This is a genomic window from Pseudomonas sp. 29 (assembly GCF_002754355.1).
GTDB classification, from domain to species: domain Bacteria; phylum Pseudomonadota; class Gammaproteobacteria; order Pseudomonadales; family Pseudomonadaceae; genus Aquipseudomonas; species Aquipseudomonas neuropathica.
This window is the reverse complement of sequence record NZ_PEEY01000001.1, coordinates 804898-830855: the sequence shown is the minus strand read 5'-3', so window position 1 is coordinate 830855 and position 25958 is coordinate 804898. Positions and strand designations below refer to the sequence as shown.

The following is a 25958-nucleotide window of genomic DNA, read 5'->3' as shown; positions in this document are numbered from 1 at the left end:
CTTTGGGGGCATATTTAACCTGACTCATTGTGATTTACAGAGTTCCACCCCAAAGAAGGTTTACGCTAGCCCTTTCATCAACACGGATGTACACCTGAATGACCCCGAAGCTTTCTTCACGACACCGTCGCGCGCTGCGTCTGACCAGTCGATTTCTGGCCCCTTACCGCTGGCAGGTCATCGCTGCGCTGCTGGCGTTGATCGTTACGGCCGCCGTCACTTTGTCGATGGGGCAGGGGATCAAACTGTTGGTCGACCGGGGCTTCATGACTCAGTCGCCGCACCAGCTCAACCAGAGCATCGGCATCTTCATGTTGATGGTGCTGGGTCTGGCGGTGGGCACGTTTGCCCGGTTCTACTGGGTGTCGTGGATCGGCGAGCGCTGCGTGGCCGACATCCGCCGCGAGGTGTTCAACCATCTGGTCTATCTGCACCCCGGGTTCTACGAGAACAACCGCAGTTCCGAGATCCAGTCGCGGCTGACGGCCGACACGACGCTGTTGCAATCGGTGATCGGCTCGTCGTTGTCGATGTTCCTGCGCAACCTGTTGATGGTTATCGGTGGCGTCATCCTGCTGTTCGTGACCAATGCGAAACTCACCAGCATTGTGGTGATTGCCTTGCCGTTCGTGGTTGCGCCAATCCTGATTTTCGGCCGGCGCGTGCGCAATCTGTCGCGGCTGAGCCAGGACCGGGTCGCCGATATCGGCAGCTATGTGTCGGAAACCCTCGGCCAGATCAAAACCGTGCAGGCCTACAACCACCAGGTCCAGGATGAGCGGCGTTTCGCGACGACGGTCGAGGACGCATTTGACACCGCGCGAAAACGCATCTTTCAGCGTTCGTGGATGATCACCATGGTAATCGTGCTGGTGCTCGGCGCCGTGGCGGTGATGTTGTGGGTCGGAGGCATGGACGTGATCGCCGGGCGCATCACCGGGGGCGAACTGGCGGCGTTTGTCTTTTACAGCCTGATCGTCGGCAGTGCGATTGGCACGTTGAGTGAGGTGATCGGCGAACTGCAGCGCGCGGCGGGGGCCGCCGAACGTATCGCTGAACTGCTGGGTTCGGAAAACATAATCCAGCCGCCCGTCAGCGGGCTGGTGACCTTGCCGGAGCGCGTGCGGGGTGAATTGCAATTGCAGGACGTGCGTTTTTCCTACCCTTCGCGTCCGGAAAGCTACGCCGTCAACGGTTTGAATCTGACCATTCGCGCTGGCGAGACGTTGGCGCTGGTGGGGCCGTCTGGCGCTGGCAAGTCCACCGTGTACGACTTGCTGTTGCGTTTTTATGATCCGCTGGAAGGGCAGATCCTGATTGATGGCGTGCCGTTGACCAGCCTCGATCCGCTGGACCTGCGCCGTCACTTCGCTCTGGTATCACAATCGCCGGCGCTGTTTTTCGGCAGTGTTGAAGAGAATATTCGTTACGGCAATCCCGGGGCGACGCTGGAGCAGGTCAAGGACGCGGCAAAAATTGCTCACGCCCACGACTTTATCGAGAAAATGCCCAACGGTTACCAGACCCATCTCGGCGATGGTGGCCTCGGCCTGTCCGGCGGCCAACGTCAGCGCTTGGCGATCGCCCGGGCGTTGCTGGTCGACGCACCGATCCTGCTGCTGGACGAAGCCACCAGCGCCCTTGATGCGCAGAGCGAACACCTGATTCAGGAAGCCCTGCCGAGCCTGATGCAAAACCGCACCACGCTGGTGATCGCGCATCGACTGGCCACGGTGAAAAACGCTGACCGGATTGCGGTAATGGATCAGGGCAAGCTTGTGGCCATTGGCACCCATCAGGAACTGATTGCCAGCAATCCACTGTATGCGCGGTTGGCGGCTTTGCAGTTCAATGATGGCAAGAGTGCTTCAACGAATCCTGTCACCGATCCTGCCATTCACTAAATAGCCGCTCAGGTTGTGCCCATAAAAAATGCCCGTATCTCGCGATATGGGCATTTTTCTTTAGTCGGCGTCAGTCGGGTGATCACTGATCGTCGAAGTAGCGCTCATGCCAGTCCACCAGCGGCTGCGGCGAGTTGAGCTTCTGGCCGTAGATCACCGAGTACGACAGCACGTTCTGCACATACTGACGGGTTTCGTCGAACGGAATGCTTTCCACCCACACGTCGAAGCTCAGGTGATCGGCGCCGCGCAGCCATTGGCGTACGCGACCAGGACCTGCGTTGTAGGCGGCGGAGGCGAGGACGCGGTTGCCGTTGAACTGGCTGTGGACCTGACTCAGATACGCGGCGCCGAGCTGGATGTTCTTGTCCGGGTCCAGCACTTGCTGCGGCGAGGCCAGCGGAATGCTGAATTTGCGCGCGGTTTCTTTTGCAGTGCCGGGCATCAATTGCATCAGGCCACTGGCGCCGACGCCGGAGCGGGCGTCGTCCATGAAAGCGCTTTCCTGGCGGGTGATGGCAAACACCCAGCTCGAATGCAGGCCACGTGCCTTGGCTTCACGCACGAGCGTTTCGCGGTGGGCCATCGGGAAGCGGATATCCAGATCGTCCCAGTACTGCGCCTGACTGATGGTGCGGATCGCCGGGAAATACCATTTCAAGTCGTAAGCGAGTTTCGCCTGGGCAACCATTTCATCGCGATTGAAATGGCGGCTGACGTGATACCACTCGCGACGACCGTCGACGATTTGCCCACGGGCATGGAATTCCAGCGCGCGGCGTACACCCGGCGTGTTGCGCACCTTGTTGATCAGCGCCTGGCTGAGGACCAATGGCTTGTTGTTCAGCGAGTACGGCGATTGCGAGCGGTCGGCGGCGAGGAAACCGTAGAAGTCACGTTCGCGCGCAAGGTTTTTGTACAGGGTCTGCGCTTCCGGGTTTTGCGGCTGGGCCAGTTCCAGACTACGCGCCTGCCAGTAGCGCCAGCGGTTGGTGGTGGCCAGATCCTGCGGCAGACGGCGGGTCAACTGATAGGCGTCGTCCCAGCGGGCCAGACGCAGCAACAGGCGCAAGCGCCATTCCGAGACGGTGTTGTCGCGCAGCTCCGGGTCGTATTTGGTCATCACGTCCAGCGCGCGGCTGTCGAAACGCCGAGCGAGGGTCAGGCCGATCTCCCGGGCGATCGCAACTTTTTCATCGCGGGAGAAATGCATGCTGCTGGCGTAACCGTCGAGCAACGCCATGGCCTTGTCCGGATCCTGACGGGCCAGTCGGCGCAAGCCGAGGCTGACCACATCGGACATCGGTTCATCGGCCGGGGTAAAGCGCGAAGGCTGATTGAGCAGTTCGGGTTTCTGCGCAACATCGACCAGCAAGCGACCGCGCGGGGCGAGGGTGGTCAAGCCGTTGACCAGGCTGTTGGCCAATGGATAGTTGCGGGCCTGAGCGGCAAGTTTGGTGCGCTCCCAGCGTTTCTGTTCAGTGAGCTGGCCATCGGCTGCCCAGATGCCGAATAGAGCGTCACACGCGGCGGGTTGGGATTTACCGGTCAGCCAAAGCTTGTCGGCGTTGGCGTAACCTTCGGCCTTATGGTTGCTGCTGATCTGGTACTGCGCATTCAGGCAGTCCAGTTCAGTGAAGTTGAGTTTCGGGTCGTAATACTTGACGAAGGTCGCCCAGTCGCCACGGTCGGCGAGCCAGCGCAACCAGCGCAGTTTCATCCAGTTGGCCTGGGGCAGGTCACCGTGTTCGGCGAGGAACTTCTCGATTTCCGCGTTGCTCGCGGTTTTCAGCCGCGCGGTCAGTTCGTCGTAGGCCAGATACGGTTCCAGCGGGTAATCGGCCAGCGCCTGGCTGTAACGGAAATACGGGCCGGTATCACCCTTGGCCAGGGCGCGCTTGGCTTCATCGTAATACTGGCGTTGGGTGGACAGGTCCACCGCCTGGGCGGATTGAGCGGCAGCGGCGGTAAGTAGCAAACAGGACAAGACACTGAAAAGGCGACTGCGCATGAGACATCCGGGCAGAGAAATCATGACAAGTGCCGACCTCGGTCAGCACTGAATTGTCTGTAGCTTAGCCTTTTGCCAGCAAGCGGCGAAAGCTTTGCCGGCCTCGCAGCACAAGTTCGCAACAAATGTTGTGCAGAGTGCTTCGACAGACAAATTGCCGGCCTGTTGAAGCCCTAACTCAGGTAGAATGCGCGCCCGGTTTTTGGAGAAGCTCATGACCCTGCTCAAATTCAGCGATGTGTCCCTTGCGTTCGGCGCTATGCCGTTGTTGGACAAGGTGTCCTGGCAGATCGCCCGTGGTGAGCGGGTGTGCATCATCGGCCGCAACGGCACTGGCAAGTCCAGCATGATGAAACTGGTCAAGGGCGACCAGAAGCCCGATGAAGGCTCGGTGTGGCGTGCCCCCGGTCTGAAAATCGGCGAATTGCCGCAAGAATTGCCGGTGGCCGACGATCGGACGGTGTTCGACGTGGTCGCTGAAGGCCTTGATGGCGTGGGCGCGTTGCTCGCCGAATACCATCACCTTGCGCAGAACTGCGTTACTGAAGATGACCTGAACAAGCTGATGCACGTTCAGCAAGACCTCGAAGCCCGTGATGGCTGGCGCTTGCAGACTCTGGTCGAAAGCACTTTGAGCCGTCTGCAACTGCCGGCCGACAAGACCCTCGCCCAGTTGTCCGGCGGCTGGCGTCGTCGCGTGCTGCTGGCGCAGGCACTGGTGTCCGAGCCGGATCTGCTGCTGCTCGACGAACCGACCAACCACCTGGACATCGGCGCGATTGCCTGGCTCGAAGAAGCCCTGAAAGATTTCCAGGGCGCCGTGCTGTTCATCACGCACGACCGTTCCTTCCTGCAAAACCTTGCCACGCGCATCCTCGAACTGGATCGCGGCGGCCTGATCGACTGGAACGGCGACTACGCCAGTTTCCTTGTGCACAAAGAAGCCGCGCTGGCCGCCGAAGAGACCGCCAACGCGCTGTTCGACAAGAAACTGGCCCAGGAAGAAGTCTGGATCCGCCAGGGTATCAAGGCGCGCCGCACCCGTAACGAAGGCCGCGTCCGCGCCCTGAAAGCGTTGCGCGTGGAGCGTAGCGAGCGTCGTGAGCGCACCGGCAAGGCCAACATTCAGTTGGACACGGCCGACAAGTCCGGCAAGCAGGTGATGGTCCTCGAGAACGTGAGTTTCGCTCACCCGGGCGGCCCGTTCCTGATCAAGGATTTCTCGATGGTGCTCACGCGCGGCGACCGTATCGGTCTGCTCGGCGCCAACGGTACCGGCAAGACCACCCTGCTGAAACTGATGCTCAGCGGTCTGCAACCGACCAGCGGCAAAGTGGAAGAGGGCACGCGGATCGACGTGGCGTACTTCGACCAGTTGCGTCATCAACTGGATCTGGAAAAGACCGTGATTGACAACGTCGCCGAAGGTCGCGACTTTATCGATATCGATGGTCAGAGCCGTCATGTGCTGAGCTACCTCGGCGACTTCCTGTTCAGCCCGCAGCGTGCCCGCACGCCGGTCAAGGCGCTGTCGGGTGGTGAGCGTGCGCGTCTGTTGCTGGCCAAACTGTTCAGCAAACCGGCGAACCTGCTGGTACTCGACGAACCGACCAACGACCTCGACGTGGAAACCCTCGAGCTGCTCGAAGAAGTGCTGCTGACCTTTAATGGCACTGTGCTGATGGTCAGCCACGACCGGGCATTCCTCGACAACGTGGTCACCAGTACTCTGGTCTTCGAAGGTGAAGGCAAGGTGCGTGAATACGTCGGTGGTTATCAGGACTGGATCCGTCAGGGCGGTTCGCCGCGTCTGCTGGGCGTAACCGAAAGCAAATCCGGCAAGGCTGACCTGAATTCGGCGGTGGTCACCGCTGAGCCTGCTGTGGTTGCTGCGCCTGCCGCTGCTGCCCCGGTTTCCAAGAAAAAGCTGAGCTACAAGCTGCAGCGCGAGCTGGAAGCGCTGCCGGGCGATATCGACGCCAAGGAACAGCAGATTGCTGCCGTGGAAGCTGAAATGGCTGAAGCCGGTTTCTATCAGCGTCCTGCGGCTGAAACGGCCAAGGTCATTGCTTCGCTGGAGCAGTTGCAGGCTGAGCTGGATGCGTTGCTGGAGCGTTGGGCCGAGCTGGACGCCTGAATGATCCTGATGTGAAAAAGCCCGGCGCTCAGTGATGAACGCCGGGCTTTTCACATGTAAGCGCAGTCCCAATGTGGGAGCGAGCCTGCTCGCGAATGCGGTGTGTCAGGCGGCATTAATGCTGAATGTGCCGACGCCTTCGCGAGCAGGCTCGCTCCCACAATGATCAGTGTTTCAACGTTTGACCAGGTGGACGGCGAGGACGTCGCATGGTGCGCCGTGCAGCACGTCATTGGCGGTAGAGCCGAGCAACAGCGCCAGGCCGTGACGACCATGACTACCGACCACGATCAGATCGCACTGCTGTTCTTTGGCGAAATGATGGATTTCCTGACGTGGCTGGCCGTAGGTCAGGTGGCAGTTGGCGCCTTCGAGTTCGGAATACTTGAGTTTCAGACGCTCAAGACGCTCCTTGGCCTGATCGAACTGCTGTTGTTGCAGTTGTGACAGATCCATCGGCACGTCGCCGCCGAATGCCATCGCCATTGGTTCGACGATATGCACCAGCGACAGTTTGGCGCCATTGCTCACCGACAGCTCGCGGGCGCGGTGAATCACTGGGTCGCACTCTTCGGTCAGATCTACGGCGACCAGGATGTGGTGGTAGGGCATGAGGTGCTCCTCGTGAGGTTTCAATATTGTTAAGTATGGCTGGTTTCAAGCGCATTGGTTCCAAAGTGACACAATGCGCTCACCAAGAATTGGGAATAGAGATATGACGGTCTGGTTGGTGGTGTCAATCCTGCTGGTGGTTTTGAGTCCGTTGGCGTGGTTGCGCCCATCGCGCGCGCAAAGCGGTCGCATCGCCTTGCGCATGGAGGCGCGGCGCATGGGGCTGGCCATGCAACTGGCGCCTCAGGAGTGGCCGCACTGGCTGGCGCAAGAGCCGCCGAATCCGTGTGCGCAGTATCATCGGCCGCGCCGTGGCAAGTCGCCTGCCTGCTGGACTTACTGGCAAAAATCGCCGGGTGTGTGGGTCAATCAATGGCAGGAAGTCTGCGAAGATCGGGCGCTGCTCAATCATTTCGAAAAGTTGCCCGGCAACGTTTTCAAAGTCGAAGCAGACAAGCAGATGATCGCCTTGTACTGGGGCGAGAAGGGCGAAGCGTCGGTGTTGCAGGACATCGACACCACTCTGAAAGCACTGGCGTGACGCGCGGACTTTTCCCACTGCAACGGTGGGGAACGTCCGGCAGACGCGCAATAAAAAGCCCGACATGATTCATCGGGCGGGGTTGGCCAGGCAGGCCGGAAATCTTTTTTGATGCAGGTTCTGTCAACGCATTTCCCTGTCGTCCACCCAGCGTAGCCCTTTAAACAAGGGCTGCTGCGAATTAGGGCGACTTTTCTAACTATTGATTCTATGAATGGCTTCACATGCAGACGCGTGTTGCGGGTCTTCGTCTTACAGAAATGACCGCAAAGTCGCATTTCAACCCGTATTTTGGGCGATTGACAATTGTCGGAAATTCCGTGAAGGTGACGTACCCAAATCAAACGGGCGTATGAATTGAGCGTTTGTCTTACAGACTGCTCCTACAGAATCCCGACTATCGCGTTGGCGGGTGTGCCGGGTGGATTGGCGTTAGCATCGACGAAAAAGCGTCCTGCCGAGCCATTCGCCTGCGTCCGACGTGTACTGTTCAGCTTCCATATCGTGGAGATCAGTTGATGATTTACGAAGGTAAAGCCATCACGGTTAAAGCTCTTGAAAGTGGCATCGTCGAATTGAAATTCGACCTCAAGGGTGAGTCCGTCAACAAGTTCAACCGTCTAACCCTGAACGAACTGCGTCAGGCCGTAGACACCATCAAGGCAGATGCTTCGATCAAGGGCGTGATCGTCAGCAGTGGCAAGGACGTGTTCATCGTCGGCGCCGACATCACCGAATTTGTCGACAACTTCAAGCTGCCGGATGCCGAGCTGGTTGCTGGCAATCTCGAAGCCAACAAGATCTTCAGCGATTTCGAAGACCTCAACGTCCCAACCGTAGTGGCCATCAATGGAATCGCCCTGGGCGGCGGTCTGGAAATGTGCCTGGCGGCTGACTATCGCGTCATGTCGACCAAAGCCAAGATCGGCCTGCCGGAAGTCAAGCTGGGTATCTACCCAGGCTTCGGTGGCACCGTGCGTCTGCCGCGCTTGATCGGTGTCGATAACGCCATCGAGTGGATTGCCTCCGGTAAGGAAAACCGCCCTGAAGACGCCCTGAAAGTCAGCGCCGTCGACGCCGTGGTTGCTCCTGAAAAACTGCAGGAAGCTGCCCTTGAACTGATCAAGCGCGCCATCTCCGGCGAGTTCGATTTCAAGGCCAAGCGTCAGCCGAAACTTGAAAAACTCAAGCTGAACGCTATTGAACAGATGATGGCTTTCGAAACCGCCAAAGGTTTCGTCGCCGGCCAGGCTGGCCCGAACTACCCGGCGCCGGTTGAAGCGATCAAGACTATCCAGAAAGCCGCGAACTTCGGTCGTGACAAGGCGCTGGAAGTCGAAGCTGCCGGTTTCGTCAAACTGGCCAAGACCTCTGCCGCGCAGAGCTTGATCGGTCTGTTCCTGAACGATCAGGAGCTGAAGAAAAAGGCCAAGGCCTACGACGAAATCGCCAAAGACGTGAAGCAGGCCGCTGTACTCGGCGCCGGCATCATGGGTGGCGGTATCGCTTATCAGTCGGCCTCCAAAGGTACGCCGATCCTGATGAAGGACATCAACGAGCACGGCATCGAGCAGGGTCTGGCTGAAGCCGCCAAACTGCTGGTTGGCCGCGTTGATAAAGGTCGCATGACCGCTGCGAAAATGGCTGAAGTGCTCAACGCCATTCGTCCAACTCTGTCCTACGGCGATTTCGGTCACGTTGATCTGGTGGTCGAAGCTGTCGTCGAGAATCCTAAGGTCAAGCAAGCTGTGTTGGCTGAAGTGGAAGCTCAGGTTAAAGGGGACACCATCCTCGCGTCCAACACCTCGACCATTTCCATCAGCCTGCTGGCCAAGGCCCTCAAGCGTCCGGAAAACTTCGTCGGCATGCACTTCTTCAACCCGGTGCACATGATGCCGCTGGTGGAAGTGATCCGTGGCGAGAAGTCCAGCGAGCTGGCTGTTGCCACCACCGTTGCCTACGCCAAGAAAATGGGCAAGAACCCGATCGTCGTCAACGACTGCCCGGGCTTCCTCGTTAACCGCGTGCTGTTCCCGTACTTCGGCGGTTTCGCCAAGCTGGTCAGCGCCGGTGTCGACTTCGTCCGTATCGACAAAGTCATGGAAAAATTTGGCTGGCCGATGGGCCCGGCGTACCTGATGGACGTGGTCGGCATCGACACCGGTCACCATGGTCGTGACGTCATGGCTGAAGGTTTCCCGGATCGCATGAAGGATGACCGTCGTTCGGCCATCGACGTGCTGTACGAAGCCAAGCGCCTGGGCCAGAAGAACGGCAAGGGCTTCTACGCCTACGAGGCCGACAAGAAAGGCAAGCAGAAGAAAGTCGCCGACCCTTCGGTGCTGGAAGTGCTCAAGCCGATCGTTTACGAGCAGCGCGAAGTCACAGACGAAGACATCATCAACTGGATGATGATCCCGCTGTGCCTGGAAACCGTGCGTTGCCTGGAAGACGGCATCGTTGAAACTGCCGCCGAAGCCGACATGGGTCTGGTCTACGGTATCGGTTTCCCTCCATTCCGTGGCGGTGCGCTGCGCTACATCGATTCGATCGGTGTTGCCGAGTTCGTTGCCCTGGCTGACCAGTACGCTGATTTGGGCGCGCTGTACCACCCGACCGCGAAGCTGCGCGAAATGGCCAAAAACGGCCAGAGCTTCTTCGGTTAAGCGCCCCCAACTAGAGTGAGAGTGAACTTATGAGCTTGAATCCTAGAGACGTCGTGATTGTCGACTTCGGTCGTACTCCGATGGGCCGCTCCAAGGGCGGCATGCACCGCAACACCCGCGCCGAAGACATGTCGGCGCACCTGATCAGCAAGTTGCTGGAACGCAACGCCAAGGTCGATCCTGCAGAAGTCGAGGACGTGATCTGGGGCTGCGTCAACCAGACCCTGGAGCAGGGCTGGAACATCGCGCGCATGGCTTCGCTGATGACCCAGATCCCGCACACCTCGGCCGGTCAGACTGTCAGCCGTCTGTGCGGCTCGTCGATGAGTGCGCTGCACACCGCTGCGCAAGCAATCATGACCGGCAACGGTGACGTGTTCGTGGTTGGCGGCGTCGAGCATATGGGCCATGTGAGCATGATGCACGGTGTCGATCCGAACCCGCACATGTCGCTGTACGCGGCGAAAGCCTCGGGCATGATGGGCCTGACCGCTGAAATGCTCGGCAAAATGCACGGCATCACTCGCGAACAACAGGACGCTTTCGGCGTGCGTTCCCACCAGTTGGCCCACAAGGCCACCGTGGAAGGCAAGTTCAAGGATGAAATCATCCCGATGCAGGGCTATGACGAGAACGGTTTCCTGAAACTGTTCGACTACGACGAAACCATTCGTCCGGAAACCACCCTGGAAAGTCTGGCGGCCCTCAAGCCTGCCTTCAATCCAAAGGGCGGCACCGTGACTGCCGGTACTTCGTCGCAGATCACCGATGGTGCTTCGTGCATGATCGTGATGTCGGCGCAGCGTGCGCAGGACCTGGGTATCCAGCCAATGGCGGTGATCCGTTCGATGGCAGTGGCGGGTGTGGATCCGGCAATCATGGGCTATGGTCCAGTTCCGGCGACACAAAAAGCCCTGAAGCGTGCGGGCCTTGGCATCAACGATATCGACTTCTTCGAGCTCAACGAAGCTTTCGCCGCACAGGCCCTGCCAGTGCTGAAAGATCTGAAAGTACTCGACAAGATGAACGAGAAGGTTAACCTGCACGGCGGCGCGATCGCCCTGGGTCACCCGTTCGGTTGCTCCGGTGCCCGTATTTCCGGCACTTTGCTGAACGTGATGAAGCAGAATAGCGGTACCTTCGGGGTGGCCACTATGTGCATTGGTCTCGGCCAAGGCATCTCCACCGTCTTCGAACGCGTTTAAGCGTCTCGTCGATGGAAGCCGGGGCCAAGTGCCCCGGTTTTTGTTTTTGTGGATTTATTTTGTTTTTATTTTTGAAAAAATTTGAGTGAGGGCCGAAGCATGCCGATACAACCTGGGCTCTACCAACATTACAAAGGTCCGCAGTACCGCGTATTCAGTGTTGCGCGGCATTCCGAGACCGAAGAAGAAGTGGTCTTTTACCAAGCCCTGTATGGCGATTACGGCTTTTGGGTACGCCCTCTGAGCATGTTTCTCGAGTCAGTCGAGGTTGACGGCGAGCAGGTGCCACGCTTTGCTTTGGTGCAAGCCGAACCGAGCCTTTTTTCCAAGGCATAAGGCGAGTGCGCACAGAACCCTGTGCTTGACCTCACCTTGTATCAACTATATATAGCGGTGCCGCGTCAGGCGCCAACCGCCTTTCACTTCTAGAATTCAGGAATTTTCTGATCCATGGGCAAATCGCTGGTCATTGTGGAATCCCCGGCTAAGGCCAAGACCATCAACAAGTATCTGGGTAACCAATACGTGGTGAAGTCGAGTATCGGCCATATCCGAGACCTGCCCACCAGCGGTTCGGCTAGCGCCAGCAAAGAGCCAGCCGCCAAGCGCGGCAAGGCTGCTGCGGGCGAAGGTCCGGTGCTCTCGCCGAAAGAGAAAGCGCGCAAGCAGTTGGTCTCGCGTATGGGTGTCGATCCCGATCATGGCTGGAAAGCCCAGTACGAGATCCTTCCGGGTAAAGAGAAGGTCATCGAAGAGCTGCGCCGGCTCGCCAAAGATGCTGACACCATCTATCTCGCAACCGACTTGGATCGCGAGGGGGAAGCCATTGCCTGGCACCTGCGCGAAGCCATCGGTGGTGACGACAGCCGCTACAAGCGTGTGGTGTTCAACGAAATCACCAAGAAAGCGATTCAGGAAGCTTTCTCGGAACCGGGTGAGCTGGACATTGATCGTGTCAACGCTCAACAGGCGCGTCGCTTCCTCGACCGCGTTGTCGGTTACATGGTCTCGCCGCTGCTGTGGGCGAAGATCGCTCGTGGCTTGTCCGCCGGTCGCGTGCAATCGGTTGCCGTGAAGCTGGTGGTTGAGCGTGAACGTGAAATTCGCGCGTTCAACCCGGAAGAGTACTGGGAAGTGCATGCCGATCTCGGCACCACCAAAGGCTCCACCGTGCGTTTCGAAGTGGCTCGCGAAAAAGGCGAAGCGTTCAAGCCGCTAAACGAAGCTCAGGCCATGGCCGCGCTGGAGAAACTCAAATCTTCCAGCTACAGCATCGTCAAGCGCGAAGACAAACCGACCAGCAGCAAGCCGTCGGCGCCGTTCATCACATCGACCCTGCAACAGGCAGCGAGCAATCGCCTGGGCTTCGGCGTGAAGAAAACCATGATGATGGCCCAGCGTCTGTACGAAGCCGGCTATATCACCTACATGCGTACCGACTCGACCAACCTCTCGGCTGATGCCGTGACGATGGCGCGTACTTACATCGAAGACGAGTTCGGCAAGAAGTACCTGCCGGAAACGCCGAACGTCTACAGCAGCAAGGAAGGCGCACAAGAGGCTCACGAAGCGATTCGTCCTTCTGACGCCAACACCACGCCAAGCAAGCTGGCGGGTATGGAGCGTGACGCTGAGCGTCTCTACGAGCTGATCTGGCGCCAGTTCCTCGCTTGCCAGATGCTGCCGGCGCAATACCTGTCGACCACCGTCAGCGTAGGCGCTGGTGACTTCGAGCTGCGCGCCAAGGGCCGTATCCTCAAGTTTGACGGTTACACCCGTGTCATGCCGCAGATTGCCAAACCGGGTGATGACGACGTTCTGCCTGATATGGCGCAGGGCGACGTGATGAAGCTGATCAAGCTCGATCCATCGCAGCACTTCACCAAACCGCCGGCCCGCTACTCGGAAGCCAGTCTGGTGAAAGAAATGGAAAAGCGCGGTATCGGTCGTCCTTCGACTTACGCTGCGATCATTTCGACCATTCAGGATCGCGGTTACGTGACTCTGCACAACCGTCGTTTCTACTCGGAAAAGATGGGCGACATCGTCACCGAGCGTCTGTCGGAAAGCTTCTCGAACCTCATGGACTACGGCTTCACCGCAGGCATGGAAGAGAACCTCGATGACGTGGCGCAGGGCGAGCGCGACTGGAAAAACGTACTGGACGAGTTCTACGGCGACTTCAAAAAGAAACTCGAAGTAGCCGAAAACCCGGACAGCGGCATGCGTGCCAACCAGCCGGTCATGACCGATATTCCGTGCACGACTTGTGGTCGTCCGATGCAGATTCGTACCGCGTCGACAGGCGTTTTCCTCGGTTGTTCAGGCTACAGCCTGCCGCCGAAAGAACGCTGCAAGGCCACCGTCAACCTGGTGCCGGGCGATGAAATCGCTGCGGACGACGAGGGTGAGTCGGAATCGCTGGTACTGCGTGGCAAGCACCGCTGCCCGATCTGCAGCACGGCGATGGACGCGTACCTGCTCGACGAAAAACGCAAGCTGCACATCTGTGGTAACAACCCGGATTGCGCAGGCTACGAAATCGAAGAGGGCAGCTATCGCATCAAGGGCTACGAAGGTCCGAGCCTGGAATGCGACAAGTGCGGCAGCGAGATGCAACTCAAGACCGGGCGTTTCGGCAAGTTCTTCGGTTGCACCAACCCGACCTGCAAGAACACCCGTAAACTGCTCAAGAGCGGTGACGCGGCGCCGCCGAAAATGGATCCGGTGAAGATGCCTGAGCTGAAATGCGAAAAGGTCAACGACACCTACATCCTGCGTGACGGTGCGTCCGGTCTGTTCCTGGCTGCCAGTCAGTTCCCGAAAAACCGTGAGACCCGTGCTCCGCTGGTGATCGAGATTCTGCCGCACAAGGACGAGATCGATCCGAAGTACCACTTCCTCTGCGACGCTCCACAGAAAGATCCTGATGGTCTTCCGGCGGTGATTCGCTACAGCCGCAAGACCAAGGAGCAATACGTACAGACCGAAGTCGATGGCAAGCCTACCGGTTGGAAGGCGTACTTCGATGGCGGCAAGTGGACGGTTGAAGACAAACGTACGAAGGCCAAAGCTGAGTAAGCGTTAGCCTGATACTGAAAGGCCGCATGATGACCCCTCCGGGTTTTCATGCGGCCTTTTTGTTTTGTGCTTGCGGTGGGATCGGCTGATCCACGACACTGTCCGGCCTGTGTGAAGCAAATATTTCGTTGTGGAGAGCGCCGTCATGGCTCACGAACTCTATACCCGCACCAATCAGAAGATCTATTTCGCCGGACTGTCGCTCGAAGCTCTGGCTCGCGCCGAAGAGGGGCGAGCGATGAATTCGCTGGCGTTGATTCAGGCGGGGCGTGAATCGGCGTTGTTTCACCTTTACGGCGCTTTGCTCGGTCTTTGTCACGAGATCGCTGGTTTCTATCGTCTACCGCAGGCCAATGCACCACGCGCCGAGATGCTGCTGACACGTGAGGTGCTGGAGTCGATCGCGATTCCCGAGTTGGCCGAGATGGTCGAACTCGCGGGAAACTCTGAAACCTGGCTGGCAAAACTGCTGGCTGCGCATTCGGCGCTGTTCCAGCCGCCACGGGTGCCACACAAGCCCAAAGGGGACGTGACTCAGCCGCTGATTCAGGCGATTAATCTGGATGAAGAACAAGCGCCAGAAGAGTTGAGTCGAGAGGAGCTGGAGAGCTGGCGGCAAAATCTGAAAGGCTTGGCGATTCGCTTTCGCGAAGGCTTGAACGAGTGCTGAGGGTGATTGACACGGTGGCAATCTGAAACATGCTGCTGGTCAAGATCCCGAGCGAAGCCTGAATGATGTCTATATAATCCCTGCCTTTCGTGGAGAACAGACCTATATGCCAACGTCCTTTCTAGAAATTGTCGAGTTACCAGACGGCCGAATCGAACTGCGCAGGGCTGAGGACGAGGGTTCTCTGGTGACGCTGGATTTCTCCGACGATGCCAAGGCGTTCCTTCAAGGTCAGCATGTAGAAATCGCCAAGGCGATGCTAAGCGTCGGCGTGCAGATGGCCGGTCGTATGGTCGAAGGCGAGTTTGATAAGGAAGAGGGGCCGCGGGTTCTTCATTGATCCGCGCCTTTGCTTTTTAATGTTACCGCTTCAGATCGGCTTCTCTGTCCCTGGAGAAGCCCTGCGCTTCACACAGCGCGTAGTAGCAACCCTCAACCCAAGCGAATATTCAAGCTCTGAGCTTCGCCCGTGCGTGCGGCGCTGATCAGTTGTTGCCGCGAGTGGGTGTTTAGCGGGTTGAGCCAGGTGACCACAGTGTGGCTGCGCCCTAACCGCAGAGCTTCGCACGCCAGTTGCTGGGCGCTTTGAGCACCCCGTGGTTGCAGTAGCAGAATACGTTCGCGGTTCAGGCCGGCATCCCGCAGCCAGGTTTGAGTCAGGCTGGCAGGTGGTGCGATCAATGTCAGCCAGCGTGCGTCCTGATCTTCGCTGAGTTCGCGAAGAATCGGGGCGAGCAGGTTCAGGCAGTTCCCGGCCGCACCACGCAGTGACAGCTCACTGAATACTTCGGGTTCGGCATTCCAGGGGCGTTCGACCACGTCTTTCAGGATCGGCGCCATCGGTTGCGCCAGAAACGCTTCGAATAAAGGCAGTTGTGTTTGCTGAGGGGTGTGTGGGAACTGCATAAAGCCTCCTTTAGCGGCGGATTACGCCGACACTCAAGCCTTCGATCACCAGTTCCTGATCTTTCAGGTCGACTTCGATAGGGGCGAACTCGGGGTTTTCGGCAATCAGCCAGACCTTGCTACCTTCACGCTTGAAACGTTTGACCGTCACTTCGTCGCCGATACGGGCAACGACGACCTGGCCATTACGTGCTTCGCGGGTGGTGTGCACGGCAAGAAGGTCACCGTCGAAAATACCGATGTCCTTCATGCTCATGCCGTGTACGCGCAGCAGATAGTCGGCGCGCGGATGAAAGAAGGCCGGGTTGATGTTGCAGGATTCTTCGATGTGCTGCTGGGCGAGGATCGGCGCGCCGGCAGCGACCCGGCCTATGATTGGCAGGGTAGAGTCGTCGGCCTTGGCTTCAAAGCCGGGTATGCGAATACCGCGAGAAGCGCCCGGTGTCATCTCGATGGCGCCTTTTCGGGCCAGTGCCTTGAGATGTTCTTCAGCCGCGTTCGGCGACTTGAAGCCCAGTTCCTGAGCGATTTCCGCACGGGTCGGCGGATAGCCGTTGTCTTCGAGGCAGCGTTTGATAAAGGCCAGAATCTCGGCTTGGCGTGGCGTCAGCTTTAGCATATTGATCGCTCTGTCTTTTTATACAGTGACTGGGATTATATACAGTGAAGCGTCCTTGGCAATGCCCGTTTTTTTGCAGGCCGCCAGACGGTCGGCATTCGTGCTTATTAATGAGTTGGGCTTGTGTGGTTAAATAGCTGACTGATCATTCCCAAAACGAACCGGCAGGCTTGACAAGGCACAGGCTGAAACGTATGTTTCAAACAAGTGTTTGTCAGGCGGAGTAGCCATGGCCCAGTCGGAAACCGTTGAACGCATTCTTGATGCTGCCGAGCAGTTGTTCGCGGAGAAAGGTTTCGCCGAAACCTCATTGCGTTTGATCACCAGCAAGGCCGGCGTCAACCTGGCAGCGGTGAACTATCACTTCGGCTCGAAAAAAGCGCTGATTCAAGCGGTTTTCTCGCGCTTCCTCGGGCCGTTCTGCATCAGCCTCGATAAAGAGCTGGAGCGCCGTCAGGCCAAGCCTGAAAACAAGCCGACGCTTGAAGAGCTGCTGGAAATCCTCGTCGAGCAGGCCCTTGTGGTACAACCACGCAGCGGCAATGACCTGTCGATCTTCATGCGCCTGCTCGGCCTCGCGTTTAGCCAGAGCCAGGGCCACTTGCGCCGTTATCTGGAAGACATGTACGGCAAGGTATTCCGTCGCTACATGTTGCTGGTCAACGAAGCCGCACCACGCATTCCGCCGATCGAGCTGTTCTGGCGCGTGCACTTCATGCTCGGCGCCGCGGCGTTCAGCATGTCTGGCATCAAGGCGTTGCGCGCAATTGCCGAGACCGATTTCGGCGTCAACACCTCCATTGAGCAAGTGATGCGCCTGATGGTGCCGTTCCTCGCTGCGGGCATGCGTGCCGAAACCGGCGTCACTGACGCCGCGATGGCCACCGCGCAACTGCGTCCGCGCAGTAAATCAACGCCGGTCGCCGCCAAGGTTTAACCGCGCACGGGTGGGCGCGGCAGCTTGTATCCGCTAAGCTAGCCGCCCATGCCGACTCTCGTTCTGAACCCGAAATCCATAGAAATTGCCGACCTGCCGAGCATTGCTCAGGGTAGCGATTTGCTGCGGATCGGGTTTTTCGTTTTCAAGGAATCTCTATGACTGCTGGCCTGCAAGGCTCGTTGATGGTGGACGTCGCCGGTACCTGGCTGACGGCCGAAGATCGCCAATTGTTGCGTCAGCCCGAAGTGGGCGGCCTGATCATTTTCGCGCGCAACATCGAGCATCCGCGTCAGGTGCGCGAGCTCAGCGCGGCGATTCGGGCGATTCGTCCGGATCTGCTGCTGGCGGTGGATCAAGAGGGCGGTCGCGTGCAGCGCCTGCGTCAGGGCTTCGTGCGCCTGCCGGCCATGCGTGCCATCGCCGACAATCCGAACGCCGAATACCTCGCCGAGCAATGCGGCTGGATCATGGCCACTGAAGTGCTGGCGGTCGGTCTCGACCTGAGTTTCGCCCCGGTGCTGGATCTGGATTACCAGCGCAGCGCTGTTGTCGGCACCCGTTCATTTGAGGGCGATCCGGAGCGCGCCGCAGTGCTTGCCGGAGCGTTCATTCGCGGCATGAACAGCGCGGGCATGGCTGCTACTGGCAAGCATTTCCCTGGCCACGGCTGGGCCGAAGCTGATTCCCACGTGGCGATCCCGAACGACGAGCGCAGCCTGGACGAGATCCGCGCCAACGATCTCGTGCCCTTCGCCAGGCTCAGCAAACAACTGGCCGCTGTGATGCCGGCCCACGTTATCTACCCGCAAGTCGACTCGCAGCCTGCCGGCTTCTCCCGGCGCTGGTTGCAGGACATCCTGCGCGGCGAATTGCAGTTCGACGGTGTGATCTTCAGCGACGACCTGTCGATGGCCGGCGCCCACGTGGTTGGCGATGCCGCCAGTCGTATTGAGGCCGCACTCACGGCCGGTTGCGACATGGGCCTGGTATGCAACGATCGCGCCGCTGCCGAACTGGCCCTGAGCGCCGCGCAGCGCATGAAGGTCAAGCCTTCAGACCGCATCGCGCGCATGCGCGGTCAGGCATTCGCCAGCACCGATTACCGTCAGGATCCGCGCTGGCTCACCGCCGTTGGCGCCCTCAAAGATGCTCAACTGATCGATTAAGGATTTTCGCTATGACGGTTTACGCAATCATCGGTGGCACCGGCCTGACCCAGCTCGAAGGCTTGACCATTCGCCAGTCACTGGCGGTGGACACTCCCTACGGCGCGCCATCGGCCGACGTGCAGATCGGTGAATACGCCGGCAAGGAAGTGCTGTTCCTCGCCCGTCACGGCCATCCGCATCGTTTCCCGCCGCACAAGGTCAACTACCGCGCCAACCTGTGGGCGCTGAAGCAGGCCGGTGCCGAAGCAATCATTGCCGTTAACGCGGTGGGCGGTATTCATCCAGCGATGGGCACCGGTCATTTCTGCGTGCCGCACCAGATCGTCGACTACACCAGTGGGCGCGAGCACACTTTCTTCGCCGATGATCTGGAGCACGTCACCCATATCGACTTCAGCTTCCCCTACAGCGAGCCGCTGCGTCAGCAGTTGATTGCTGCGGTGGCTGCCGAAGGCTGCGAATACAGCGATCAAGGCGTGTATGCCTGCACTCAGGGCCCGCGTCTGGAAACCGTGGCGGAGATCGTGCGTCTGGAGCGCGATGGCTGTGACATCGTTGGCATGACCGGCATGCCGGAAGCGGCGCTGGCGCGTGAGCTGGATCTGGATTACGCCTGTCTGGCGCTGGTGGTGAACCCGGCGGCGGGCAAGACCACCGAAGTGATCACCATGGCCGAGATCGAGCAGGCGTTGCATGACGGCATGGGCAAGGTGAAATCGGCGTTGGCGCGGGTGTTGGCCGGCTAAGGACTGCCCATGAGCATTTTCATCGAAAGGCTAAAGTCGTTGGCCTGGACTCAGGCATTCAGTAGCAAGGCGCTGGCCAAGGCTCGGGCTTATGCCGCCGAAGATCGGGTAGAGATCATCGAGATCGATGACAGAAAGGTCGAGGCGTTCTGCGTCGGTTCGGAAGATCAGGCGTATGAACAAACCATTTACCTGTCCGAAGATCGGCTGGGTTCCGTCAACGTGCGTTGCCTGTGCAGCTGTCCTGTCACAATTGACTGCAAACACTGCGCTGCGGTGCTCTATCACCTGCAGGGCAGTGATCATAATGCGTCTGAAAGTGACGCACAGATCCCGTTGGGTCGGGCGCTGGAACATTGGCTTTCGACCATTCCCGTGCCGGCCAAGCCCACCGAAGAAGGCGCGCAAACCGCAGGCACGCGCCTGTTTTACAAGCTCAAGCCAACGTCAGTGAGCGGCAAGTGGCTGCTCGATATTTTCAAGGTCTCCCAGCTCAAGAGCGGCGAGTTGCGCGAAGTCAAACCGATGTATTCGCTGGCGGAAATGCTCATGCGTCAGCCCGGCTACCTGTCCGAGCTGGATCTGCGCGTCGCCAGGCTGCTGGTTGCCATGCACTCCCATCACGCCTATTACAGCGGCTATCCGCTGGAAGGCAGCAGCGGCGCCGAACTGCTGGAAATGCTCCTGCGCACCTCGCGGCTGTTCCTCGATTTCGAGGATCTGCAACCGTTGATGTCTGGCGCGAAACGCATCGGCCAGTTCGCCTGGGCCGAGCAGGCCGACGGCGGGTTCCGCGCGCAGTGGAGCAGTGCCGAGGCTGCGCAGGAAACCGTGCTGGCGCTGGAGCCGCTTTATTACCTGGATCGTGAACAGCGGCAGATTGGCCCTCTGTTCAATGAACTGGATGAAAAACTGGCCAGTCATTTGACTCTGGCGCCGGACATTCCGGCGCGTCAGGCCATGCAGTTCAGTCATCGCATGAGCGCCGCAACGAGAATCCCGCCGCCCCACCAACTGACCGAACGAATCATCGACGACGTACTACCGCAGCCGCAACTCACCCTCGTCAGCGGTCGGGAGCGCTCGCGCTGGGAATACGTTCTTGAGCACCGCGCCGCCCTGGTGTTTACCTACAACGGCCAGCCGACGGTGGATCGCAACCCGGAAGTAATGATCCTCAACGGCACCGAAACCCAGCGCATTCAACGCCAGCCTGCGGTGGAAAAGAAACTGCGTCAGATCCTGCAAAAGTTCGGCTTCAAGAAAGCCACGCGCAAGAGCTCGCTGGATCGTCCCGGCGAGATGTTCACGTTGCCGGATGATTCCGCCTGGCTCGGGTTTCTGCACGAAGGGCTTGCCACGTTGCGCGCCTCGAACTGGGAAGTCGAGATGAGTCCCGGCTTTCATTTCAATGTGCAGCCAGTCGAGCATTGGTATGCCGAGGTCGAAGAAGAGGCTGGGCATCAGTGGTTTGATTTGCAGTTGGGTATCGTCGTCAATGGCCAGCGCTACAGTTTGCTACCAATCCTTCTGCACTTGTTGCGCACCCAGCCGCGCTTGCTTGACCCGGTCAATCTGGCACAACGCAGCGATGACGAAAAACTCCTGATCGAACTGAAGCCCAGCGGTTTTGGCGACCCTTCGGGCGCCAAGGTCGCGCTGCCGCTGAGTCGGATCAAACCGCTGATGGCCACGCTGGGCGAGTTGTACCTGGGCGGTCATCAGGGCGATGCACTGCGCTTGAGTGTCCCGGATGCCGCGCGCTTGAGTATGCTCGATGGCGTGCCGCTGGATTGGCAGGGTGGCGAGCGGCTGCGCACCTTCGCCAAGCGCTTGCAGAATTCCAGTCACACCCAGGTCGCTGCGCCGGCCGGCCTTAACGCGCAACTGCGCCCCTATCAGCTCGAAGGCCTGAACTGGATGCAAACCCTGCGCGAGCTTGAAGTAGGCGGCATTCTGGGCGATGACATGGGGCTGGGCAAAACGCTGCAAACCTTGGCGCATCTGCTCACGGAAAAACACGCCGGACGCCTCGATTGCCCGGCTCTGGCGGTGATGCCGACCAGCCTGATTCCCAACTGGCTCGACGAGGCCGAGCGCTTCACCCCCCAGTTGAAAGTGTTGGCGCTGCACGGCTCGGGGCGGCAAAAGGATTTCGCTGATCTGGCTGAATACGATCTGGTACTGACCACTTACGCTTTGCTGCCGAGGGATCTCGAGGTTCTACAGCCGCAGTTGTGGAGCGTGCTGATTCTCGACGAAGCGCAGAACATCAAGAACCCGCTCAGCAAAGCCGCGCAGGCCGCACGCGATTTGCAGGCCCGCCAGCGCTTGTGCCTGAGCGGCACGCCATTGGAAAACCACTTGGGCGAGCTTTGGTCGCAGTTTCATTTCCTCATGCCCGGTTGGCTCGGCGACAGCAAGTCCTTCAATCGCGATTACCGCACGCCAATCGAGAAGCACGGCAATGTTCAGCGCATGCAGCACCTGACAGCGCGCATCAAGCCGTTTTTGCTGCGCCGCAAAAAGGATCAGGTGGCCACCGAGTTGCCGCCGAAAACCGAGATTGTCCATTGGGTTGATCTCAGCGACGGCCAACGTGATGTCTATGAAACCGTTCGCGTGGCGATGGACAAAAAAGTCCGCGACGAAATTGCCCGCAGTGGCGTGGCGCGCAGTCAGATCATCATTCTGGATGCCTTGCTCAAGCTGCGGCAGGTCTGTTGCGACCTGCGCCTGATCAACATGCCGCTGACAGCGAAGGCGCTGCGCTCCGGCAGTGGCAAGTTGCTCAGCCTGATGGAGATGCTCGAAGAGTTGCTCGGCGAAGGTCGAAGAATCCTGCTGTTTTCGCAGTTCACCTCGATGCTCGCCTTGATCGAGGAAGAATTGCAGCAACGTGACATTGCCTATTCGCTGCTGACCGGGGACACCACGGATCGACGCACACCGGTGAAGGATTTTCAGGGCGGCAAGGTGCCGCTGTTTCTCATCAGTCTCAAAGCGGGCGGTACCGGGTTGAACCTGACCGCTGCGGACACGGTGATTCACTTCGACCCTTGGTGGAACCCGGCGGTGGAGAATCAGGCCACCGATCGTGCGTATCGAATCGGGCAAAACAACCCGGTGTTCGTTTACAAGCTGATTGCTCGTGGCACGGTAGAGGAAAAAATACAGGCGCTGCAGCAGGAGAAAGCGGCGTTGGCCGGGGCGGTGCTTGAGGGCGGGACGACAGGTGGCTGGAAGCTGGAGCAGAGTGACATTGAGGCGCTGTTTGCACCGTTGCCGGTTTCCAAGGATTGAGCCTGGGTTTTAAACGTTATACCGAGGTGAGCCATTCGCGAGCAGGCTCGCTCCCACATTAGATTTGTGTGATTCACAAGATCCCTGTGAACACTGGATTGGTGAATGCCACCGATCCAGTGTGGGAGCGAGCCTGCTCGCGAAAGCTATCTAACAGGCGACGTAGATATCAACGCTTGTCGGACTTATCCGGCAACGGCGCAAACAACGCCTCGATATCATCACTCTGCAACTTCCAGTCCCCGGCCTTGCGCCCATCCAGCACGCCCGCTGCCAAGTCGGATTTCTCCTTTTGCAGGTGCTGAATCTTCTCTTCCACGGTGCCCCGGGCAATCATCTTGTAGACGAACACCGGTTTCTCCTGGCCGATCCGATAGGCGCGATCCGTCGCCTGATTCTCGGTGGCCGGGTTCCACCACGGGTCGTAATGAATCACCGTGTCGGCCTCGGTCAGGTTCAAACCGACGCCGCCGGCCTTCAGGCTGATCAGAAAGATCTGACGCTTGCCGCTCTGGAATTCCTTCACCGGCGTGCGCCGATCCCGGGTCTGGCCGGTCAGTAGCGCGTAGGACACGTTACGTTTTTTTAGCTCTTCCTCGATCAACGACAGCATCGAAGTGAACTGCGAAAACAGCAGAATCCGCCGGCCTTCCTCGAACAACTCCTCGAGCATTTCCATCAAACTGTCGAGCTTGCCTGACGTGCTGCCGCGAGCGGGCAGGGTGGCGTCATTGACCAGGCGCAGATCGCAGCAAACCTGACGCAACTTGAGCAGCGCCTCAAGAATGATGATCTGGCTGCGCGCCACGCCTTTGCGGGTGATCTCGTCGCGGACCTTCTTGTCCATCGCCAGGCGCATGGTTTCATATACATCGCGCTGCGCTTCGTTGAGATCGACCCAATGGATGATCTCGGTTTTCGGCGGCAACTCAGTCGCCACTTGTTCCTTGGTGCGGCGCAGCAAGAACGGTTTTATCCGACCGTTGAGGTGCTGAAGCCTGACTTCACTGCCGCGCTTTTCAATCGGCACGCGGTAATCGGCGTTGAAGCTTTTTACGTCGCCGAGCCAGCCGGGCAGCAGGAAGTGAAACAGCGACCACAGCTCGCCCAAGTGATTTTCCAGCGGCGTACCGCTGAGGCACAGGCGCTGACGCGCATTCAGCTCGCGCGCGGCTTGAGCGGCTTTGCTGTTCGGATTCTTGATGTACTGCGCTTCATCCAGCACCAGCACATGCAGCGGCTGTTTGGTCAGACGTTCGACGTCTTTCGGCAGCAGGGCGTAGGTGGTGAGGATCAGGTCGAAGTCGGCCAGGTTATCGAAATGCTTTTTGCGAGTGGCGCCATACAGGGCAACCACTTTCAGTTGCGGGGTAAAGTGCGCCGCCTCATCGAGCCAGTTCGGAATCAGGCTGGTCGGCATCACCACCATGCACGGGCGATTGAGGCGTCCGGCGTTTTTCTCGCTGAGAATATGCGCCAGGGTCTGTAGGGTTTTACCCAAGCCCATGTCATCCGCGAGAATCCCGCCGACTTCCAGTTGCCGTAGCGACTGCATCCAGCTTAAGCCTTCGAGCTGATAAGGCCGCAACGTCGCATTCAAGCCTTCAGGCGCCTCTGCGCTGAAATCACGAATATCGCGCAGGCGTTGGGCAAACGTGCGGATCTGCTCGCCGCCCTCCCACAGCAGCGGAAGGCCTTCCAGCGAATTCAGGCGGGTGGCGTCGGCCTTGCTCAGGCGCAGGGTGGTTTCGCCCGGCTCTTGCAAATAGAACTCGCCGAGCGTCATCAATACCGGCTTCAACCGGCCCAACGGCAAAGCCACTTGCAGCGGCCCATGCTCGCTGGTGCGTTGCGGGATGTTGACCAGAATCAGCTCGTCATCGCGACGGCGCGCCAGGCGTTCCGGATTGAGGATTTCCGCGTGCGAGCGCATCAGATTGAGCAAGATAGGCAACAGACTCAGGCGCTCACCATTGACGATGATCCCCAGTTCCAGATCAAACCAATCGCGTTCCGGCACCTGCTCGACGGTGGCGTACCAGTCATCCACAGCGGTCAGATCGAAGCCGAATTCCTCATCGATCTGCAATTCCCAGCCTTGGCTGCGCAGTTTCGGCAGGTCGTTGAGGGTGAACGTCAGCCAGGCGCTGTCATTGACCATCTCGTACAGTTCACCGGCGCTTTCCGGCAGGGCTTTGCTCTGGCGGGTGGCGATGCGAAAGCCGAGGATGCGCAACTGTTCGCGGTACGACTGCTCGACATCCGGATGGCGTTTGACGCGCAGCGTCTGGCTTTCCTGGCGAATCAGGATATCGCTGTTCTTCTGCCCGCTGACGTACTCGTCAAGGTAGCTGAACGAAAGCGCCGCGCGATGCTGAATGTAGCGCTGCATCTTGCCGTTGCGCGGTTCGAAGGCACTGAACTCGACACTGGCCAGCCATAGGCGTGGCAGTGGCTGCACATTGTCGACCAGCACTTGCGGTGGCGCCTTCGGGCTGCGATTTTCCAGCACGGCTTGCAGCTTTTCCAAGAGTTCGGCGTCTTTGGCGGCGGCCGGGTAATCGAGGGTTTCCTGCACTTTCAGCAGCACCGCTGCGCAGTGTTTGCAGTTGCTGCGAACCGGGCACGTGCAGCTGGCATCGACCAGCAGCAAGGTGTTTTTGGCGGATTCGCGCAGCTGGATGGTCTGGCGGTAAACGTTACCGCCAGAGCCTTCGCAACTGGCGGTGATGGTCGCATCGCCGACCTGGGCGATGCGTACCCGGTTTTCCAGGGCATAGCGGCGGCCACGCTCCAGGCTCTGTTCCTTGAATCGGCTGACCCAGGAGGGTGCCAACGGTTTACTCAGGGGCGGGGACATAAGGACTTCGATCAGTCCGGAATCGCTTCAGGCGCTTCCCGTGGCGCTGGCGCGGTCAGGGAAGTGATCTTGATCAGCAAGGCCAGATGGCCGTTGTCCAGGTAGTTGAGTTGGCCATTTTTGGTGTGGCTGTCCTGCTTCAGGCGCTCGCTGGCGGTGACCAGGCCATTGGCGTCGATCTGATTGACCCAGAAATCGGCGTTCACATCGGTGAAACGCCCCAGTTTCATTTCCAGCGTGCCCTCGATCGGGAATTGACCGAACTGCTCCTGACCGTCGCTGACCGCCACTTTTGCCGGTGCTTCGCCAAGGGTTTGCTGCCAGGCCTTGTGCATCAGCACGCTGTAGTCGCCGCTGGCGGTGAGTTTGCTGACAACGTCGTTCAACGCCGGTGTGCGTTTGCTGTCGTCGCTCAAACGCTGGGCCCCAGCGGCCCAGTCTTCCGGCGCGGCGCGGCTGACGATTGCCGGTACGGCGTTCTGGCGCACCAGAATCATTTCGACCTGATACAGGTCATCGGCGAAAGCCGAAGGGGCTACCAAAGCAAGTAGCAAAGTCACTGAGCGGAACAGGCGCATTGGGCGTCCT

Annotated in this window: 19 protein-coding genes; 13 read left to right on the top strand and 6 right to left on the bottom strand. The window is 59.0% G+C overall.

Annotated features, from left to right (window positions below; all coding sequences use genetic code 11):
* Positions 1–98: 98 nt before the first annotated feature.
* The gene (locus CLU80_RS03835; protein WP_093433655.1) at positions 99–1904 is read left to right on the top strand and encodes an ABC transporter transmembrane domain-containing protein; all 1806 of its coding nucleotides are present in this window, start codon (positions 99–101) and stop codon (positions 1902–1904) included.
* Between the two features lie 82 nt (positions 1905–1986).
* Here the strand turns inward: CLU80_RS03835 and CLU80_RS03830 are convergent, their stop codons facing one another.
* Positions 1987–3915 carry a transglycosylase SLT domain-containing protein gene (locus CLU80_RS03830; RefSeq protein ID WP_099756797.1) on the bottom strand — a complete coding sequence of 643 codons (1929 nt, stop codon included), beginning with the start codon at positions 3913–3915 and terminating at the stop codon, positions 1987–1989.
* A gap of 214 nt (positions 3916–4129) precedes the next feature.
* Between CLU80_RS03830 and CLU80_RS03825 the strand changes: the two genes are divergently transcribed.
* Complete coding sequence (locus CLU80_RS03825; protein WP_099756796.1) at positions 4130–6052, top strand: ATP-binding cassette domain-containing protein; 1923 nt, start codon at positions 4130–4132, stop codon at positions 6050–6052.
* A gap of 174 nt (positions 6053–6226) precedes the next feature.
* On the opposite strand, the gene CLU80_RS03820 is transcribed toward CLU80_RS03825, so the two are convergent.
* Positions 6227–6664 (bottom strand): universal stress protein, encoded by a 438-nt coding sequence (locus CLU80_RS03820; protein ID WP_093433662.1) that lies wholly within the window; start codon positions 6662–6664, stop codon positions 6227–6229.
* 103 nt (positions 6665–6767) lie between these two features.
* Between CLU80_RS03820 and CLU80_RS03815 the strand changes: the two genes are divergently transcribed.
* The 7 genes from CLU80_RS03815 (at position 6768) to CLU80_RS03780 (ending at position 15167) form a co-directional block, all read left to right on the top strand.
* Complete coding sequence (locus CLU80_RS03815; RefSeq protein ID WP_095050464.1) at positions 6768–7205, top strand: hypothetical protein; 438 nt, start codon at positions 6768–6770, stop codon at positions 7203–7205.
* A 518-nt stretch (positions 7206–7723) separates the two neighbouring features.
* Positions 7724–9871 carry a fatty acid oxidation complex subunit alpha FadB gene (gene fadB / locus CLU80_RS03805; RefSeq protein WP_099756795.1) on the top strand — a complete coding sequence of 716 codons (2148 nt, stop codon included), beginning with the start codon at positions 7724–7726 and terminating at the stop codon, positions 9869–9871.
* Positions 9872–9900: 29 nt separating this feature from the next.
* Complete coding sequence (fadA, locus tag CLU80_RS03800; protein ID WP_007910465.1) at positions 9901–11076, top strand: acetyl-CoA C-acyltransferase FadA; 1176 nt, start codon at positions 9901–9903, stop codon at positions 11074–11076.
* A gap of 99 nt (positions 11077–11175) precedes the next feature.
* Positions 11176–11412, top strand: a complete 237-nt coding sequence (locus CLU80_RS03795; protein ID WP_007910467.1) for a DUF1653 domain-containing protein — start codon at positions 11176–11178, stop codon at positions 11410–11412.
* Positions 11413–11526: 114 nt separating this feature from the next.
* The gene (gene topA, locus CLU80_RS03790) at positions 11527–14157 is read left to right on the top strand and encodes a type I DNA topoisomerase (RefSeq protein ID WP_093433668.1); all 2631 of its coding nucleotides are present in this window, start codon (positions 11527–11529) and stop codon (positions 14155–14157) included.
* A 145-nt stretch (positions 14158–14302) separates the two neighbouring features.
* Positions 14303–14827 carry a DUF6586 family protein gene (locus CLU80_RS03785; protein WP_099756794.1) on the top strand — a complete coding sequence of 175 codons (525 nt, stop codon included), beginning with the start codon at positions 14303–14305 and terminating at the stop codon, positions 14825–14827.
* A 106-nt stretch (positions 14828–14933) separates the two neighbouring features.
* Positions 14934–15167, top strand: coding sequence for a hypothetical protein (locus tag CLU80_RS03780; protein ID WP_007910471.1), 234 nt, complete (start codon positions 14934–14936; stop codon positions 15165–15167).
* A gap of 92 nt (positions 15168–15259) precedes the next feature.
* Here CLU80_RS03780 and sulA read toward each other — a convergent pair whose 3' ends face one another.
* Both sulA and lexA read right to left on the bottom strand, forming a co-directional pair.
* Positions 15260–15733: an SOS-induced cell division inhibitor SulA gene (gene sulA, locus CLU80_RS03775; RefSeq protein WP_095050467.1), complete on the bottom strand. Its 474-nt coding sequence runs from the start codon at positions 15731–15733 to the stop codon at positions 15260–15262.
* 10 nt (positions 15734–15743) lie between these two features.
* Positions 15744–16352, bottom strand: coding sequence for a transcriptional repressor LexA (lexA, locus tag CLU80_RS03770; RefSeq protein WP_003226590.1), 609 nt, complete (start codon positions 16350–16352; stop codon positions 15744–15746).
* A 229-nt stretch (positions 16353–16581) separates the two neighbouring features.
* Between lexA and CLU80_RS03765 the strand changes: the two genes are divergently transcribed.
* The 4 genes from CLU80_RS03765 to CLU80_RS03750 all read left to right on the top strand — a co-directional run bounded on the left by CLU80_RS03765 (position 16582) and on the right by CLU80_RS03750 (position 22510).
* Positions 16582–17289, top strand: a complete 708-nt coding sequence (locus CLU80_RS03765; protein WP_007910473.1) for a TetR/AcrR family transcriptional regulator — start codon at positions 16582–16584, stop codon at positions 17287–17289.
* A 158-nt stretch (positions 17290–17447) separates the two neighbouring features.
* Entirely contained in the window at positions 17448–18458 is a 1011-nt protein-coding gene (nagZ, locus tag CLU80_RS03760; RefSeq protein ID WP_093433674.1) for a beta-N-acetylhexosaminidase, read from the top strand.
* A gap of 11 nt (positions 18459–18469) precedes the next feature.
* Complete coding sequence (locus CLU80_RS03755) at positions 18470–19207, top strand: S-methyl-5'-thioinosine phosphorylase (RefSeq protein WP_016986745.1); 738 nt, start codon at positions 18470–18472, stop codon at positions 19205–19207.
* Between the two features lie 9 nt (positions 19208–19216).
* Entirely contained in the window at positions 19217–22510 is a 3294-nt protein-coding gene (locus CLU80_RS03750) for a DEAD/DEAH box helicase (protein WP_099756793.1), read from the top strand.
* Positions 22511–22679: 169 nt separating this feature from the next.
* Here CLU80_RS03750 and CLU80_RS03745 read toward each other — a convergent pair whose 3' ends face one another.
* The gene (locus tag CLU80_RS03745) at positions 22680–25370 is read right to left on the bottom strand and encodes a DEAD/DEAH box helicase (protein WP_099756792.1); all 2691 of its coding nucleotides are present in this window, start codon (positions 25368–25370) and stop codon (positions 22680–22682) included.
* An 11-nt stretch (positions 25371–25381) separates the two neighbouring features.
* Complete coding sequence (locus CLU80_RS03740; protein WP_093433687.1) at positions 25382–25948, bottom strand: CsiV family protein; 567 nt, start codon at positions 25946–25948, stop codon at positions 25382–25384.
* Positions 25949–25958: the final 10 nt, after the last annotated feature.